Here is a 16,615-nt window from a genome sequence, read left to right as displayed (position 1 = left end):
GTGCGTTCCTTCCGAGCCAACCCTCTCCCGGTCAGCCGGGGGAGGGATTTTCCCCAGACGCTTCCTGATCCCGGAGACTGCCATGACCTTAATCCAGACCGATCCGCCGCTGGCGGAACCGGTGACGCTCGCCGAGGTGAAAGCGCATCTGCGCATCGATGCGAGCGATGAAGACGATCTGCTCGAAGGCCTGATCCGGGTGGCTCGCGCCCATCTCGAAGCAGCCACCGGCATGGCCTTGATGAGCCAGAGCTTTCGCCTGGTGCTTGATGACTGGCCACGCAGCGAGGTGATTCCCTTGATGAGAACGCCGGTGCAAACCGTTGATGCGATTCTGCTTTATGACGCCGATGGCGTGGAGCAAAACCTCGACCTCTCCGGCCTGCTGCTCGACGGCACGGCGCATCCGGCGCGGCTGGTGGTGCGGGACCGGACACGTCCGAGCCAGCCGATCAACGGTATCGAGATCGAGTTTACCGCCGGTTTCAACACTGCAGCCGAAGTGCCGCCTGAACTGAAGCGGGCGATTTTGATCCATTCTGCGCATCTTTATGAATTCCGCGGCGCTGTGACCGCGGACATGCAACCGGCTTCCATTCCGGCGGGCTACGACCGACTGATCGGTCCCTGGCAAAGGCGGGCGTTGTGATGGCGGCGTTGTTTGTCGATGCCGGCTGTCTGAGCGCCCGGCTGCTGCTCGAAGCGCCTGCGCAGCTGACCGACGGTCAGGGCGGCGTGACCGGGAACTGGGAGCCTGTTGCCACCCTGTGGGGGCGGATTGAACCGCTGCGCGCCGGCTCGCGTGAGACCGCAGGTGCAGCGATGGCGCCGGTCATCCATCGCGTCACCATCCGCTATCGCGACGATGTGCGGCACGCCATGCGCTTTGTCCATCGCGGCCGCACTCTGGAAATCCGCGCGTCGCGTGATCCGGACGAGACCCGGCGCTATCTGGTCTGCGAATGCGAGGAGAGCCTGCCATGAGCGCCAATGCCTTGCAGAAAGCGGTGGTCGCGCATCTGGGCTCTGACCCGGATGTGATTGCGATCATCGGCGCCGGGCGGATATTCGACCGGCTGATCAGCCGCGCCGAGCCGCCTTATCTGGTGCTGGGCGAGATGACGACCAGAGATTTTTCCAGTGGTGACGAGGATGCCAGCGAACATCGCTTTCAGATCGAGGCCTGGAGCAAGCAGAACGGCCGCAAACAGGCGGTCGAATTGGCCGCTGCGGTGCGCGCCGCTCTGCATGACGCCGCTCTGTCGCTCGAGGGCGCGGTGCTGATCAATCTCCGCCACGAAAGAACCGTCAGCCGCCGGGCGCCCAAGACCGGGCTGCATCTGGCGCAGCTGCGGTTTCGCGCGGTGACCGAGCCGTGATCGCGCGGCGCGCCGATAATCCACACCAGCAGATGGAAAGGACATTTCGATGACCGCCCAGAAAGGCAAGGACCTGCTCATCAAGATCGATGATGGCGGGAATTTCGTCACCATCGCCGGCTTGCGTGTCCGGCGGCTGGCCTTCAACGCGCAGGCCGTTGACATCACCGACGCCGAATCCGCCGGGCGCTGGCGCGAATTGCTCGGCGGCGCCGGGATGCAGCGGGCGTCGCTGTCGGGCGGCGGGCTGTTCAAGGATCAGATCAGCGACGCGCTGACACGAAGCGTGTTCTTTGCCACCGAGATCCGCGCCTGGCAGGTGGCGATCCCGGATTTTGGCACCGTCACCGGGCCGTTCCAGATCACAGCACTCGAATATTCCGGACGTCACGATGGCGAGATGACCTTCGAGATCGCGCTGGAATCGGCTGGCGCGCTCAGCTTTGCCGCGGCGTGAGGCGGCCATGCCTGTTCACCCCAATCGCCATCGCGGCGAAATCGCGGCGATCTTCGATGGCGAGACCCGACTGTTGTGCCTGACGCTTGGCGCACTGGCCGAGCTGGAAAGTGGCTTTGGTGTCGATAACCTTGCCGATCTGGCGGGCCGGTTCGCGGCAGGCCGGCTTTCGGCCAGCGACATCATCCGCATCGTTGGCGCCGGATTGCGCGGCGCGGGAAACCGGCTCAGCGACGAGGATGTGGCCCAGATGTCGACCGAGGGCGGGGTGAGTGGCTTCGCCCGGATTGCCACCGAACTGCTGTGGGCGAGTTTTGACGGCGAGCCCGCCGGCGCGACTGCACTCACAGCATCAGATCGGGAGGAGCCGGTTGCCGACGACCGGCAAAACCCTCCCGGGCCGCAGGCGGCAATAAGGTGACGGAGCCGGACCGGACGTTGTTCCCCTGGGCGTCCGTGATCCGTTTCGGCCTTGGCCGCCTGCGGCTGCCTCCCGACCAGTTCTGGCGGTTGAGTGTGCCCGAACTCAGCGCGCTGACGGGCGCAGCCGAGGCGCCAACTCTCACCAATCGGCAAGGGCTGGAGGCGCTGATGGCGCTGTTTCCCGACACCCGATCTGCAAAGGACAAAACCGATGACCGATGAGCCGAACTTCGAGGTTGATGTCGATCTGAATCTCAACGGCGCTGATCAGGCGCTTTATGAGCTCAGACAAAAGGCTGATGCCTTTGGCGGCGCGCTGTCGGGTGCGTTGAAATCGGCGACCGTGGACGGCCGCAAGCTCGATGATGTGTTGCGCACACTGGGCGCGCGCATGGTCGGCATTGCGCTAGATGCGGGGATGAAGCCGCTCGACCAGTTGATAAGCAGCTCGATTGCCGGCCTGTCGGCAAATCTGGGCCGGCTGCTGCCCTTTGCCAATGGCGGCGTGCCCGGCCGTCTGACGCAATTTGCTGATGGCGGCGTGGTCGGCGGGCCTTCGTATTTTCCAATCCAGGGTGGCGATGTCGGGCTGATGGGCGAAGCGGGTGCGGAAGCAATCCTGCCGCTGCAGCGTGGGTCCGACGGGCGGCTGGGTGTTGCCGCGGACAATGCGGCGCCGGCGGTCCAGGTGACCTTCAACGTGACGACGCCCGATGCGGCAAGCTTTTCAAAATCCGAGGCGCAGGTGACGGCCATGCTGGCCCGCGCCGTTGGCCGTGGCCGGCGTGGCTTGTAGCAAAGGTGAACGTGATGACCAACGGCTTTCATGAGGTCCGCTTTCCGCTGCGTCTGTCGCTCAGCGCCAGCGGCGGGCCGGGCCGGCGCACCGATATCGTGGCGCTGTCGAATGGTGGCGAAACCCGCAATGCGCGCTGGGCCGATGCGCGGCGGCGCTATGACGTGGGCACCGGTTTGCGCAGTCTCGGGGATCTGTACGAACTGACCGCGTTTTTCGAAGCGCGGCGCGGCCAGCTCTACGGGTTCCGGTTCCGCGATCCGGTCGATCACGCTTCCTGCCCGCCGGGACAGGCGGTTACAGCCATCGACCAGCAGATTGGGACCGGCGACGGGATCCAGGCCCAGTTTGACCTCAGCAAGACCTATGCTGACGCCGGCGGGGCGACTGTTCGCCGGATTGAAAAACCCGGTGAGGGCAGCGTCGTGCTGGCAATTGACGGCCTGGTTTTGGACCCGGGCGATTACGCGGTCGATCACACTGCCGGGCTGGTGACGATTGCGGCGGCAGTTGTTCCTGCGCCCGGGGGGGTGGTGACGGCTGGCTATGAATTCGACATTCCGGTGCGCTTTGACACCGACCGCATCGAAATCAGCCTGGCGGCCTTCAAGGCGGGGTCGGTGCCGAATGTGCCATTGCTGGAGATCAAGCCATGAGGGAGATTTCCCAAACCTTGAGCGCCCATCTGGCCCAGACATCGACGACGATCTGCCATGCCTGGCGGCTGACCCGGACCGATGGCCTGGTGCTGGGTTTTACCGAGCATGACCACACGCTCGAATTCGATGGAACGGTGTTTTCCGCCGCCACCGGGTTTCGCGCCAGCGAGGTGGAAACCGGGCTGGGGCTCGAGGCCGACGCCGCCAGTGTGGCCGGGGCCTTCTCCGATGCGGCGATCAGCAGCGACGACCTGGCGCTGGGGCGCTATGATGGTGCCCGGGTCGAGACCTTTCTGGTCAATTGGCAAACGCCCTCCGATCACGCCTTGTTGTCGACCCGGGAACTGGGGGAGGTGCGTGCTGCCGGACCGGCGTTCAGCGCCGAGCTGCGCAGTCTGGCGGCTCGGCTCGACCAGCCGCATGGTCGGCTGTACGGGCGGCGGTGCGATGCTGATTTGGGCGACGGACGCTGTGGCAAGGATTTTTCAGCCCCACCATTCAGGCTGACCGGCACCCTTGTCGAAGTCATCGATGAGATGACGCTGATTGTCAGCGGTGTTGAGGACAGGCCGGCAGCCTGGTTCGACAACGGCCACCTCCGCTTCACGTCGGGTTTGCTGTCAGGCGTGTCGTTCGACATCTCCAGCCACGCGGTCGAGGCCGCCGGTGCGCGGCTTGGGCTGTGGACGCCGCTGGCGCGGTTGCCCGCGCCGGGCGACCGGATGCACGTCTCCGCCGGCTGTGACAAGTCATATGAAGCCTGTTCAGCCAAGTTCGCCAACGGATTCAATTTTCAGGGTTTTCCATTCCTGCCCGGCAGCGATTTTGCTTACGGATATGCCGATTCAGACACGGTCCATGATGGCCGTCCAATCGTGCCATGAGCGGCGCGGACGCGGGGCAGGCCATTGTCGACGCGGCGCGCGCCTGGATCGGGACACCCTATCGTCATCAGGGCGGGCAGAAGGGTGCCGGCTGCGATTGCCTCGGCCTGGTGCGCGGTGTCTACAGGGAGGTCACCGGTCGGCAGGCTGAAGAGCCGGGCCCCTATGCGCCCGACTGGGCCGAGCGATCTGGAACCGACCGGCTGATCCTGGCGGCGCGGCGGCATTGCGGCAATTCCATTCCGATCCAGGACGCGCGGGCAGGCGACATCATCCTGTTTCGCTGGCGCGACGGGATGATGGCCAAGCACGCCGGCATTCTCTCCGGCCCCGACCATTTCATTCATGCCTATGAACCGGCCGGAGTGATCGAAAGCGTGCTGGTCACTTCCTGGCGGCGGCGGATCGCGGCGGTGCACCGGTTCCCCTGACGGACAAAACGAGAGACATCATCATGGCGACACTTCTTCTGCAGGTGGCGGGTGCAGCCCTCGGCGGCGTCTTCGGCCCGGTCGGCACCGCGCTCGGGTCGGCGCTCGGCGCCACCGTCGGCGGCATGCTTGACATGAGCCTGATCAACGCCACACGCACCGTGCGTGGCCGGGGTCTGAGCGGTGCGCGCATACCCTCGGCAGACGAAGGCTCGCCGGTTCTCAGGGTCCATGGTGCGATGCGGATCGCCGGAACGCTGATCTGGGCGACGCGCTTTGAGGAGACCGTGACGCAGCAACGTCAGGGCGGCAAGGGCAGGGGGCCCAAGGTCGAGAGCTATCAGTACCATGCCAATTTTGCGCTCGGCCTGTGCGAAGGCCCGATTGCCTTTGTCAGACGGGTTTGGGCCGACGGGCGCGAACTCGATCTCGAGACATTCGAGATGCGGATCTATCACGGAACCGCGACGCAATTGCCCGATCCGCTGATCGAGGCCAAACAGGGGGCAGGCCGCGTGCCGGCCTGGCGCGGCCTTGCCTATGTGGTGTTCGAGCGGCTGCCGCTGGATGATTTCGGCAACCGCATCCCCGCCCTGCATTTCGAGGTGGTCCGGCCCGTGGGCCCGCTGGAACCGGCGATCGAGGCGGTGGCGATCATTCCCGGCTCGACCGAACATGGCTATGCCACCACACCGGTGCGCGAGACCCTGGGCCTGGGGTCGGCACGGGTGCTCAACCGCAACATGCGTCAGGCCTCGACCGACTGGAGCCAATCCATCAACGAATTGCAGGCCCTGTGTCCCAATCTCAAATCGATGGCACTGGTCTCCTCCTGGTTCGGTGATGATCTGCGTGCCGGCCATTGCCGCTTTCGCCCCGGTGTCGAGGTTGTCGCCAGAACCGACGAGACCCGGCCCTGGAAGGTTGGCTCGCTCGACCGCGGCACGGCGCATCTGGTCAGCCGCAAGGCCGACGGCGGCCCGGCCTATGGCGGCACCCCCGACGATACCGCTGTCATCGAGGCGATCCGCGATCTCAAGGCGCGCGGGCTGAAAGTGGTGCTCTACCCCTTCGTGCTGATGGATGTGCCCGCGGGCAATGGCCTGCCTGATCCGGGTGGCGCTCAAAGCCAGCCGGTTTATCCCTGGCGCGGCCGCATCACGGCGTTGCCAGCACCCGGCTTGCCCGGATCGCCGGACGGCACCGCGATGATGCGTACCGAGATCGACAGCCTGTGTGGCGAAACGCTGGTGTCGGATCTGGTTGTCTCCGGCGACAGTGTCACCTGGACCGGTGGCGATGAGGGCTACAGGCGGCTGGTTCTGCATCATGCGGGCCTGGCTATCGCGGCTGGCGGCGTTGACGGATTTATCATCGGCTCGGAAATGAAGGGGCTGACGCGGTTGCGCGATGACACCGGCGCGTTTCCCTTCGTCGAACAGCTGATCCAGCTGGCGGCGGAGACGAAAGCGCTGCTTGGCGGGCAAACGACGGTGACCTATGCCGCCGACTGGAGCGAATATGCAGGCTATCGCCCTGATGACGGATCAGGAGACGTCTTTTTCAATCTCGATCCGCTGTGGGCGGATCCGGCCATCGGGGTCGTCGGCATCGACAATTACATGCCGCTCAGCGACTGGCGCGATGGCGACCTGACGGCGGGCAATCCCGACGGCGCCAGATTTGCCAATGATCCGGAGGCGATGCGTGCGGCCATCACCGGCGGCGAGGGCTATGACTGGTATTATGCCGACAAGCCGGGCCGCGACGCCCGTCAGCGGCTCCCGATCAGCGACGGGCTTGCGGGCAAGGACTGGCTCTACCGGATCAAGGATCTGCGCGGCTGGTGGCAGAACCAGCATTTCGACCGGACCGGCGGCCTCGAGGCTGCAAGCCCGAGCCCCTGGGTGCCAGGTTCGAAACCGTTCTGGCTGACCGAACTCGGCTGCCCTGCGGTGGACAAGGGGGCCAACCAGCCCAATCTGTTTCCCGATCCGAAATCGTCGGAAGCAGCACTCCCCTGGTATTCGAGCGGTGGTCGTGACGATCTCTGTCAGCGCGCCTTTTTGCAGGCTCATCTCGAGTATTGGGCCGGCCCGGCAAATGCCGATGGCATGGTGGCCGGCGACCATATCCATATCTGGACCTGGGATGCCCGGCCTTTTCCGGCGTTTCCACTGTCGTCGCAGATCTGGTCCGATGGCCCCAACTGGCGCACCGGTCACTGGCTCAACGGCCGTCTGGGCACGGTGGCGCTCAAGGACCTGATCGCCGCCGTTCTGACGGAAGCGGGCATGACCAGTTTCAACGTCGACCGGGTCGACGGCATGGTGAGCGGGCACGTGATCGCCAGCCCGGCGTCGCCGCGTGCGGTGCTGCAGCCCCTGACCGAGGCTTTTGCCATTGATGTGCGCGAAAGTGCCAATGGTCTCGATTTCGTTTCCCGCTTGCAGCTTGGCGCGGCACCACGGACACTTGATCTGGTGGCTGACCCCGATGCCGGGCCGTTGTTTGAGGAGATCCGCGGCGAGGCCAGCGGCTTTGCCAATGAGGCCATGATCCTTTTTGCCGATCCGTTGAACGACTACGCCGCGGCGTCGGCGCGCTCACGTCGTCTCGAAGGCGAGCCGCAACGCCAGCGCGACCTGCCGCTGGGCCTGGCGCTCGAGCCGGGACTGGCCCGTGTGACTGCGGACCGCTGGCTGCATGATCATCGGCTGCAGCGGCGACAGGTTCGGTTCGCCCTGCCGCCGCAGGCAGTCCGGCTTCAACCGGGCGACACGGTCCGCTTCGCCCTGGAAGAGGCGCCAACAAACCTCTACCGCATCGCCCGCACCGAAGATGGCGACGTCCGCCGCATCGAGGCTGTCGCGCATGCGGGTGCGGCGGCGGGTGCCATCGACGAGACGCTGACGCCGCGATCTGCGAATGATGCCAATGCCCATTTTGCGCCGGAGGTTGTCTTTGCCGATCTGCCGGTCCTGTCTGGTTCCACCGAGACCGGGTGGGCCAGAGCCGGGGCGCTCGGCGTCCCCTGGCGTCCGGTCGTGCTGTCGAGTTCGGTGGAAGCGGAGGGCTATGCCGCCCGCGCCACGCTGGAGGCACCGGCGAAAATCGGCAGCCTCGCCGCGGCCTTGCCACCCGGTGATAGCGAAGGCCGGTTTGACCCAGGCGCTTCGATTGTCGTGGACCTGGCGTCCGGCGGGTTGTCCACAGCCAGCCGGCTGTCGGTGCTCAATGGCGCAAATGCAGTGGCGATCAGCTCCGATGCCGACGCCTGGGAAATCGTTCAGTTCGAGACCGCCGAGGAAATTTCGGCTGGCCGGTGGCGGCTGCAAAACCTGCTGCGCGGCCAGGCCGGAACCGATGACGCGATGCGCGCCGGCGCCTCCCAGGGCGCACGCTTGCTGGTTCTTGACGGGGCGATCAAGCCGCTGGGGCTTTCGCTTGATGACGCAGGGCGCGAATTCAACTGGATCGCGGAAGCCGCCAGTGGCGTCAGTGGCGGGGCGGCGCCGGTCACCTTTGCCGGTGGCGAGCGAGCCCTGATGCCGCTGTCGCCGGTGCATTTGCGCGCCAGACGGCAGCTCGACGGCGTTGCCCTGTCATGGATACGGCGCGGCCGGCTCGCGGCCGACAGCTGGGCGCCGGCGGAGATCGGCAATGACGAGGGCTTCGAGCGCTACCGGATCGACATACTCAAGGCCGGCACCGTGATGCGGACCGCTGAAACCACAACGCCCGGCTGGCTCTATCCGGCCGCTGACGAAATCGCCGATTTCGGCGGCAGCCAGAGCGCACTGAGCTTCCGCGTGGCTCAGGCGGGGAAACATCTGCCCTGGGGAACGGCACGGACTCAAACCTGTCAGATTTGAACTGCAACCACCTTGAAAAGGAGTGTAGCCATGACCGATATCAAACCCTGGTGGCGGTCCCGAACCCTGTGGGGCGCCATTGTCACGCTGGCCGCCAGCGCGCTTGGTCTCGCCGGGATCGATCTCGGCGATGCCGACCGCGAAGCGCTGATCGATCTTTTGAGCGCGCTCGGCGCCACGCTGGGCGGACTTGTCGCCATCATCGGGCGTCTCGCTGCAAAGCACCGGATCGGCTGACACACTTGACCGGCCTTGCCCCGGCAGTCATTCATTTGCGGTTCAGGCAGGATCTTGTATCACTGGGTCCAAGATAAGATACCAACCGCTTCAGGGCAGATCATGACCGTGAATATTCTCAGTATTGGGCTTCTGGCAGTGCAGGTCGCGATGGCTCCGCCGGTCGCATCCGCAGGGCCGGACTTGCGCGCACCCGATGGCACCGCCATCGACCGTGTTACAGCCGACTGCTCGGGCGCTGCCAACCAGGTGGTAAGCCAGACCGGTGGACAGCTGTTGTCGGCCGCCGCGCAAACCAAAGGCGGTCAGGTGGTCTGCGTCATCACCGTGCTGGTGCCGGGCAAAGGCAATGAGCGGCCGAAGAAGGTCAGCGTGTCCGTTCCTCAATGAATCTGCGCGATTTCAAAGTTGCGGGGCCACCCGCCTTGTGATCGAAAACTGGCGGCCACGCCCGAGTCGATGCTGAAAGCCGGCAGCCGGAAGACATAGAGCCTAACACTGGGGAGCAAGTCACGTGCGGATATTGATTGTTGAGGATGACAAGGATCTCAATCGCCAACTGGCCGACGCGCTTGGTGAGCAGGGCTATGTGACCGACCGCGCTTATGATGGCGAGGAAGGCCATTTTCTCGGCGACACGGAGCCCTATGACGCGGTGATCCTCGACATCGGCTTGCCGGAAATGGACGGTGTCACGGTGCTGGAGAAATGGCGGGCCAACCAGCGGCTCATGCCGGTGCTGATCCTGACGGCGCGGGATCGCTGGAGCGACAAGGTGGCGGGCATTGACGCCGGTGCCGATGACTATGTCACCAAGCCGTTTCATGTGGAGGAAGTCATGGCGCGCATTCGAGCGCTGATCCGCCGCGCGTCCGGACACGCGTCGTCCGAGATGGTCTGCGGCCCGGTTCGGCTTGACACCAAAGCGTCAAAGGCCAGCGTTGACGGCAGCACCCTGAAGCTGACCAGCCATGAATATCGGCTGTTGTCCTATCTGATGCATCACATGGGAAAGGTGGTGTCGCGCACCGAGCTGGTCGAGCATATGTATGATCAGGATTTCGACCGGGATTCCAATACAATCGAGGTCTTTGTCGGCCGCTTGCGCAAAAAGATCGGCGTCGAGTTGATTGAGACCGTGCGTGGACTTGGCTATCGCATGACGCCGCCCGAGGACGACAAATCAGGCGATCCCGGATGAAGCGCGGATCCCTTACCGCGCGGGTTCTGCTGTTTGCCTCGGTCTGGGCGGTGATCGCGCTCGTCGCCATTGCCATTGTGATTTCGCAGCTTTACCGGGCGGGCAGCGAGCGCGCCTTTGCCGATCTGCTGCGTGCCCATCTCAACAGCGTCATCAATGCGGTGACAGTGGATGCGGACGGCCATCTCGCGGGCAATCCGCAACTGGGCGATCTGGTGTTTGACCAACCCGGCAGCGGCTGGATCTGGCTGGTGGAGCCTCTGGGCGCGTTGGGCGGGCCCAGACTGGCGTCGATTTCCATAGGTGCGGCGGCGATTGGTTCACCGGCGATGGAAAGCCTGCCTTTCAACGAGCGCTATCAGCGTCACTACCGGGCCGAGGATGATGCGGGAAATCCACTCGAAGTTGTCGAAACCGAAGTGGAACTCGACAATCAGGGGCACGCCGCCCGGTTTCGCGTGGCCGGAAATCGTCAGGTTCTGGAAGCCGAAATCGCTGCGTTTTCGACCAATCTCTACCTGGTGCTGACGTTGTTCGGGCTGGGCAGCCTTCTGGTCAATGCCGTCGCCATTCTCTACGGGTTGCGGCCACTCGACCAGGCGCGGCAGGCGCTGGGCCGGATTCGCGCCGGCGAGGCGCATCGGCTTGACGGCACTTTTCCGCGTGAGATCGCGCCGCTGGCTGCCGAAATCAATGCCCTCATCGAAGCCAATCAGCGTGTCATCGAGCGCGCCCGCATGCAGGTCGGGAATCTGGCGCATTCGCTCAAGACCCCGATTGCCGTGCTGATCAATGAATCCCGCGACATGACGCCGTCGCACGCCAGTCTGGTCCGCACTCAGGCTGAAACCATGCAGGCCCAGGTTCAGACCTATCTCGACCGGGCGCGCATCGCCGCCCAGCGGGGCAGCGTACTGGCCCGGACCGAAGCTGCTCCGGTGATCGAGCGGCTGCTGCGGGTGATGGCCAAGCTGAATCCGGAACTGAGCTTTTCCAGTGACATCGAGCCGCGCAATGCCCTCCTGGCCATGGAAACTCAGGACCTGGAAGAGGCGCTCGGCAATCTGGTGGAAAATGCTGCAAAATTTGCCCGCCGCGAGGTGGTGGTCAGGGTGCGCATGGCGCCGGCTTGCGACGCACCCAAGCCGATGTACCGCATCGCTATCGAGGACGACGGCCCGGGTCTCGACGAGGATGGCATGCGCGAAGCCATCAAGCGCGGGCGCAGGCTGGATGAGTCCAAGCCGGGAACCGGCCTGGGGCTCTCGATTGTTGGAGAGATCGCCTCCGAATACGAGGGCACTTTTGCCCTGGCGCAAGCCCGAAGCGGCGGATTGTCTGCGCAACTGACGGTGCCGGCGCTGATCACGCAGGCTTGAACCGAAGTGTTGCCGGTGCTGGTGTCAAAATCCACTATGCTCACGGTTTGGTCCAGCATTGCGTCACAATGCCGCCACAGCGTCACGGCAGAAAGTGTGCAATGGCTGCAGGCGCTGAAGTGGCCGCGCACAAGGAAAGAGGACGGCAACAGCATGGTGGTTTCATTTTCGAGGGTGGCGACGCTTTGTGTTGTGACGGTTCTTTCGCTGGCGCTCACGGGCTGCACTGGAATCGGCAAAACCAAGCCCTTGTCATTCGCGCCGGTTTCGACGCTGAAAATCGGCGGCAGCGGCGCCATTCTCAACGCCCTTAACGGCGGAATCCTGCCTCCGGACGCGGTCAACAGCCTGACCGCGTCAGATAGAATTCGTGTGCTGGAAGCCGAATACCAGGCGCTGGAAAAGGCGCCGCTCGGCCAGAAGGTCGCCTGGCGCAGCCAGACCAGTGGAGCCGTTGGCGAAGTGTCTGCCGGCACCCCCTATCAGGTCGGGCAGCAGAACTGCCGCCAATATACTCATGCCGCCACCATCGGCGGACGAGCCGTGACAGGCCAGGGCGCAGCCTGCCGCAATGATGACGGCAGCTGGACCCTGCTGAGCTGACAGGCGGATCCGCCCGTTGCCCGGTGCCATGACGTGTACGGCCAGATGGATCGGATTGCCGGGAAATCTGTCCCAGGCCGCATGGATCGCAACGCGACCAAACGCCCCAATTTCGTTTTCAGACCTGATTGCTGTTGGAAAACAAACCATGCTCGGATATTGAAGCCACATGTTGTTCTGGGTAATTGCCGCAATCATGACTGCCATTGCGACCCTGGCCCTGCTTGGGCCGGTGATGCGTGCGCGTTTGATCGATCCAGACGTGCCGGAATCGCATGATGTCGAGGTCTACAACGATCAGTTGAGCGAAATTGACCGCGACCTGGCCGATGGTCTGGTCGATCCGGTTCAGGCCGAGGTTGCGCGCACCGAGATTTCGCGCCGGCTGCTTGTGGCGGCGCGCAAGGTTGAGATGGCTGAGGCTGACGCCGGGCGGGGCATGAGCCGAGGTGTTCGGCGGGCGGCGGTGATCGGCATGGCGGTCTTCATGCCCCTGGCGGCGGTGACGGCCTATATTGAGCTTGGCCAACCGGGGCTGGGGCAACTTCCGCTCTCAGCGCGGCTGCAGGCCGAACCGCCAACATCCGACATTGCCGCACTGGTTGCCCGCGCCGAGCAGCATCTGGCGGAAAACCCTGATGATGGCCGTGGCTGGGATGTGCTGGGACCGATCTATCTCAGGACCGGACGCCATGCGGAATCAGCGGCGGCATTTCAAAAGGCGATTTCGCTGCTTGGGCCGTCACCGACGCGGCTGGCAAGTCTTGGTGAGGCTCTGTTTTCGGCGGCCGGCGGGGTTATGACCGAGGAAGCCAATCTGGCATTCCAGACCGCCCGCGAGCTTGATTCGACCGACCCCCGGCCGCAATTCTTTCTGGCTATCGGACTGGAGCAATCGGGCAAGACGACAGAAGCCCAGGTTGCGTTCAAAGGCATGCTGGCCACCGCGCCAGCCGACGCCCCCTGGGTCCCCGCCGTCCAAAGCCGGCTTGCAGCCCTGGAACAGGATAGTCGCGCCGCGCCCTTGTCCAGTCTGGGGGGCCCCGCACCGCGCAATCCGACGGCCGCCGATATTGCGGCAGCACAAAACATGAGCTCGCAAGAGCGTGAGGCGATGATCGGCTCGATGGTTGAGGGGCTGGAGGCCAAGCTTGCCGACAATCCCGACGACATTTCCGGGTGGCTCAGACTGGTGCGCTCGCATGTGGTGACGGGACAGCGGGACAAGGCGCAGGTCGCGCTCGATCGCGCTTTTGCAGTGTTCCCGCCGTCCGGTCCCGAGCATCAGGCATTGAGCGTTCTCGCTGGTGAGCTGGAACTGGTGGCGCGGCCAACGCTTGGTGGCGTTCCGATGGCGCCCGCAGCGGCCGCGATCCAGGACTTGAGCGTGAACACGCCGTCAGATGCCGCCAGAACGCCCTTCATCCTGCCCGGCGCCGGCGCTGCCTCCGCCCCGATCAGGGCGCAGGAGCCCGCCGCAAAGCCGCACCCCGAATTGAGCGGGCCCTCCAGCACGGACATTGCCGAAGCGGCCCAGATGTCAGGCGAAGACCGGGCTGCGATGGTTCGCACCATGGTGGCCTCGCTCGACGCCAAGCTGGCGGACAATCCTGACAATCTCGAAGGCTGGCTGCGCCTGGTGCGGTCCTATGCCGTGCTCGGGGACCGGACTGCGGCTGAAACCGCTCTTGCACAAGCAAGGCTTGCCTTCCCCGACGGCAGCGATGGCGGCCGGGCCCTGGCGGTGCTCGCCGTCGAACTGGGACTTGAACCTGCCGAGGATGGCCAATGACGCGCAAGCAGAAACGACTGTCAATCATAGCCGCCGGCGCCATCTTTCTGACCGGCGCCGCCGCGCTGGTGACAACCGCGTTGCGCGACCAGATCGTGTTTTTCAATTCCCCTACCGACGTGCTGGCCAAGCCGCTGGCGCCGGGCACCAGAGTGCGGCTTGGCGGGCTGGTTGAGCAGGGCTCCGTCACGCGGGGGCAGAATTCGTCCGTCACTTTCCAGGTGACCGATACCAATGCCTCGGTCAAGGTGCGGTATGTCGGGATTTTGCCTGACCTGTTCCGGGAAGGGCAGGGGGTGGTCACAGAAGGCACGTTCTCGCCGGAAGAAGGCACATTTTTAGCTGATTCGGTGCTGGCCAAGCACGATGAGAATTACATGCCCAAGGAGGTCGCCGATGCGCTCAAGGCGCAAGGTGTGTGGCAGGAAGGTGATCCGGTACCGGGCACCGGGGCGCAGACACAATAGACCTGGACGTGGACGCAAGGAATGCCGCGCGGCATTGGAGAAGACGCCATGATCACTGAACTCGGCCACTTTGCCCTTATTCTCGCGCTGGCGACAGCGGTGGTTCAATCGGTGGTGCCATTCATCGGCGCGCGCCGCCGCGATGCTGGTCTGATGGCTGTCGGTCCGATGGCCGCAGTGACGTCGCTGATGCTGGTGGCTATTGCGTTCAGCGCGCTCACTCATGCCTATGTGACGTCGGATTTCTCGGTCCGCAATGTGGTCGAGAACTCGCACTCGCTCAAGCCGTTACTCTACAAGGTCACCGGCGTGTGGGGCAATCACGAGGGCTCGATGCTGCTCTGGATCCTGATCCTGACGCTGTTTTCCGCATTGGTGGCGCTGTTTGGCCGCAATCTGCCCGACACGCTCAAGGCCAATGTGTTGTCGGTGCAGGCCTGGATCACGGTGGCGTTCCTGCTCTTCGTGCTGCGCACCTCCAATCCGTTTCTGCGCCTCGATCCGGCGCCGCTGGAAGGCAATGATCTCAACCCGATCCTGCAGGACATTGGTCTCGCCATTCATCCGCCGCTGCTCTATCTCGGCTATGTCGGCTTTTCGATCTCGTTTGCCTTTGCCATCGCCGCGCTGATCGAAGGCCGCATTGACGCTGCCTGGGCCCGGTGGGTGCGGCCGTGGACACTGACAGCCTGGATCTTCCTCACCGCCGGCATTTCGATGGGCAGCTACTGGGCTTATTACGAGCTCGGCTGGGGCGGATGGTGGTTCTGGGATCCGGTCGAGAACGCCTCCTTCATGCCCTGGCTGGTGGGCACGGCACTGCTGCATTCGGCGTTGGTGATGGAAAAGCGCGAGGCGCTGAAAATCTGGACCGTGCTGCTTGCCATCCTGACCTTCTCGTTCTCGCTGCTCGGCACATTCCTGGTCCGCTCCGGCGTGCTGACTTCGGTGCATGCCTTTGCCACTGATCCCACACGCGGCGTGTTCATCCTCGGCATCCTGGTGATTTTCATCGGCGGCGCGCTGGCGCTGTTCGGTCTCAGGGCCGGAACCCTGAAAGCCGGCGGCATGTTTGCGCCAATCTCGCGCGAAGGCGCGCTGGTGCTCAACAATCTGTTCCTAACCACGGCCGCCGCAACCGTGCTGATCGGCACGCTGTACCCGCTGGTGCTTGAGTCCCTCACCGGCACCAAGATTTCCGTCGGCCCGCCGTTCTTCAATCTGACCTTCGGACCGCTGATGATACCGCTGTTGCTGGCAGTGCCGTTCGGGCCGTTGCTGGCCTGGAAGCGCGGCGATCTGGCCGGAGCCGCCCAGAGGCTTTACTTTGCCACCGGCATTGCGCTGCTGGTTGGACTTGGCGTTGTCTTCCTCAAGACCGGGGCTCCGGTGCTGGCAGGACTCGGGATTGCGCTGGGGGTTTTCCTCATTGTCGGCGCGATCACCGATCTGGCCCTGCGTGCCGGTATTGGCCGGGTCGAGCCGGGCATCGCCTGGCACCGGCTGATCGGTCTGCCGCGCTCGGCCTTCGGATCGGCGCTCGGCCATATGGGGCTCGGTGTCACGATGATCGGCGTTGTCGCGGCAAGCGTGTTTTCAACCGAGACCGTGATCGGCATGAAGCCCGGCGATATCGCCAACGCCAGCGGCTATGAGTTGCGCTTTGAAGGACTTCGCGACGAGCAGGGCCCCAATTTCACTGCCCAGACGGGTGTGTTCACCGTCTCGCGCGGCGGCGTCGAGGTGACCGAGATTTCCTCGTCGAAGCGGTTCTATCAGGCGCGCGGGATGCCCACGACCGAGGCGGGCATTCTCACCTTCGGCGCCAGCCAGCTCTATATCTCGCTCGGCGAGCCTGAAGCCGATGGCGGGCTGGTGGTGCGGATCTGGTGGAAATCCTGGGTGACCTTCATCTGGTACGGCACCATCTTGATGGTGTTGGGCGGCATCCTGTCGCTGTCCGACCGGCGCTTGCGCGTCGGTGCCCCCAACCGGGCGCGGGCCAGAAAACCTGCAGGGGTGGCGGCGTGAG

At 64.3% G+C, this 16,615-nt stretch carries 19 protein-coding genes; all 19 read left to right on the top strand.

Annotated features, from left to right (window positions below; genetic code table 11):
• Window positions 1–82: 82 nt before the first annotated feature.
• Complete coding sequence (locus PZ897_RS03730) at window positions 83–649, top strand: head-tail connector protein (protein ID WP_275750060.1); 567 nt, start codon at window positions 83–85, stop codon at window positions 647–649.
• On the top strand, window positions 649–984 hold the full coding sequence (locus tag PZ897_RS03725) for a phage head closure protein (RefSeq protein ID WP_275750058.1): 336 nt from the start codon (window positions 649–651) through the stop codon (window positions 982–984). The genes PZ897_RS03730 and PZ897_RS03725 overlap by 1 nt, the downstream gene beginning before the upstream one ends.
• Complete coding sequence (locus PZ897_RS03720) at window positions 981–1,379, top strand: DUF3168 domain-containing protein (protein WP_275750057.1); 399 nt, start codon at window positions 981–983, stop codon at window positions 1,377–1,379. Before PZ897_RS03725 ends, PZ897_RS03720 begins: the two co-directional genes overlap by 4 nt.
• A gap of 49 nt (window positions 1,380–1,428) precedes the next feature.
• Window positions 1,429–1,836, top strand: a complete 408-nt coding sequence (locus tag PZ897_RS03715; protein ID WP_275750055.1) for a phage major tail protein, TP901-1 family — start codon at window positions 1,429–1,431, stop codon at window positions 1,834–1,836.
• Between the two features lie 7 nt (window positions 1,837–1,843).
• Entirely contained in the window at window positions 1,844–2,257 is a 414-nt protein-coding gene (locus PZ897_RS03710; protein WP_275750053.1) for a gene transfer agent family protein, read from the top strand.
• Complete coding sequence (locus tag PZ897_RS03705) at window positions 2,254–2,481, top strand: rcc01693 family protein (RefSeq protein WP_275750051.1); 228 nt, start codon at window positions 2,254–2,256, stop codon at window positions 2,479–2,481. The genes PZ897_RS03710 and PZ897_RS03705 overlap by 4 nt, the downstream gene beginning before the upstream one ends.
• Window positions 2,471–3,055, top strand: a complete 585-nt coding sequence (locus tag PZ897_RS03700) for a phage tail tape measure protein (RefSeq protein ID WP_275750049.1) — start codon at window positions 2,471–2,473, stop codon at window positions 3,053–3,055. The genes PZ897_RS03705 and PZ897_RS03700 overlap by 11 nt, the downstream gene beginning before the upstream one ends.
• Before the next feature lie 14 nt (window positions 3,056–3,069).
• Window positions 3,070–3,711 (top strand): DUF2460 domain-containing protein, encoded by a 642-nt coding sequence (locus PZ897_RS03695; RefSeq protein ID WP_275750047.1) that lies wholly within the window; start codon window positions 3,070–3,072, stop codon window positions 3,709–3,711.
• Entirely contained in the window at window positions 3,708–4,598 is an 891-nt protein-coding gene (locus tag PZ897_RS03690) for a DUF2163 domain-containing protein (RefSeq protein ID WP_275750045.1), read from the top strand. Before PZ897_RS03695 ends, PZ897_RS03690 begins: the two co-directional genes overlap by 4 nt.
• Window positions 4,595–5,029, top strand: coding sequence for an NlpC/P60 family protein (locus PZ897_RS03685; RefSeq protein ID WP_275750043.1), 435 nt, complete (start codon window positions 4,595–4,597; stop codon window positions 5,027–5,029). Before PZ897_RS03690 ends, PZ897_RS03685 begins: the two co-directional genes overlap by 4 nt.
• A 23-nt stretch (window positions 5,030–5,052) precedes the next feature.
• The gene (locus PZ897_RS03680; RefSeq protein ID WP_275750042.1) at window positions 5,053–8,904 is read left to right on the top strand and encodes a glycoside hydrolase/phage tail family protein; all 3,852 of its coding nucleotides are present in this window, start codon (window positions 5,053–5,055) and stop codon (window positions 8,902–8,904) included.
• A gap of 30 nt (window positions 8,905–8,934) precedes the next feature.
• Entirely contained in the window at window positions 8,935–9,141 is a 207-nt protein-coding gene (locus PZ897_RS03675) for a hypothetical protein (RefSeq protein ID WP_275750040.1), read from the top strand.
• Window positions 9,142–9,291: 150 nt separating this feature from the next.
• On the top strand, window positions 9,292–9,531 hold the full coding sequence (locus PZ897_RS03670) for a hypothetical protein (protein WP_343217442.1): 240 nt from the start codon (window positions 9,292–9,294) through the stop codon (window positions 9,529–9,531).
• Between the two features lie 124 nt (window positions 9,532–9,655).
• Window positions 9,656–10,342, top strand: a complete 687-nt coding sequence (locus PZ897_RS03665; RefSeq protein ID WP_275750037.1) for a response regulator transcription factor — start codon at window positions 9,656–9,658, stop codon at window positions 10,340–10,342.
• A complete protein-coding gene (locus tag PZ897_RS03660; RefSeq protein ID WP_275750035.1) occupies window positions 10,339–11,721 on the top strand; it encodes a HAMP domain-containing sensor histidine kinase in 1,383 nt (460 codons plus the stop codon). Before PZ897_RS03665 ends, PZ897_RS03660 begins: the two co-directional genes overlap by 4 nt.
• 153 nt (window positions 11,722–11,874) lie before the next feature.
• Window positions 11,875–12,324: an RT0821/Lpp0805 family surface protein gene (locus tag PZ897_RS03655; protein WP_275750033.1), complete on the top strand. Its 450-nt coding sequence runs from the start codon at window positions 11,875–11,877 to the stop codon at window positions 12,322–12,324.
• A gap of 169 nt (window positions 12,325–12,493) precedes the next feature.
• Entirely contained in the window at window positions 12,494–14,116 is a 1,623-nt protein-coding gene (gene ccmI / locus PZ897_RS03650) for a c-type cytochrome biogenesis protein CcmI (protein ID WP_275750031.1), read from the top strand.
• On the top strand, window positions 14,113–14,583 hold the full coding sequence (gene ccmE, locus PZ897_RS03645) for a cytochrome c maturation protein CcmE (protein ID WP_275750029.1): 471 nt from the start codon (window positions 14,113–14,115) through the stop codon (window positions 14,581–14,583). The genes ccmI and ccmE overlap by 4 nt, the downstream gene beginning before the upstream one ends.
• Window positions 14,584–14,631: 48 nt before the next feature.
• Window positions 14,632–16,614 (top strand): heme lyase CcmF/NrfE family subunit, encoded by a 1,983-nt coding sequence (locus PZ897_RS03640; protein WP_275750027.1) that lies wholly within the window; start codon window positions 14,632–14,634, stop codon window positions 16,612–16,614.
• The last annotated feature ends 1 nt before the right edge of the window (window position 16,615 follow it).

This window comes from Hoeflea sp. YIM 152468 (assembly GCF_029210485.1).
Classification (GTDB): Bacteria; Pseudomonadota; Alphaproteobacteria; order Rhizobiales; family Rhizobiaceae; genus Hoeflea.
This window is presented reverse-complemented; position numbering and strand designations above follow the sequence as displayed.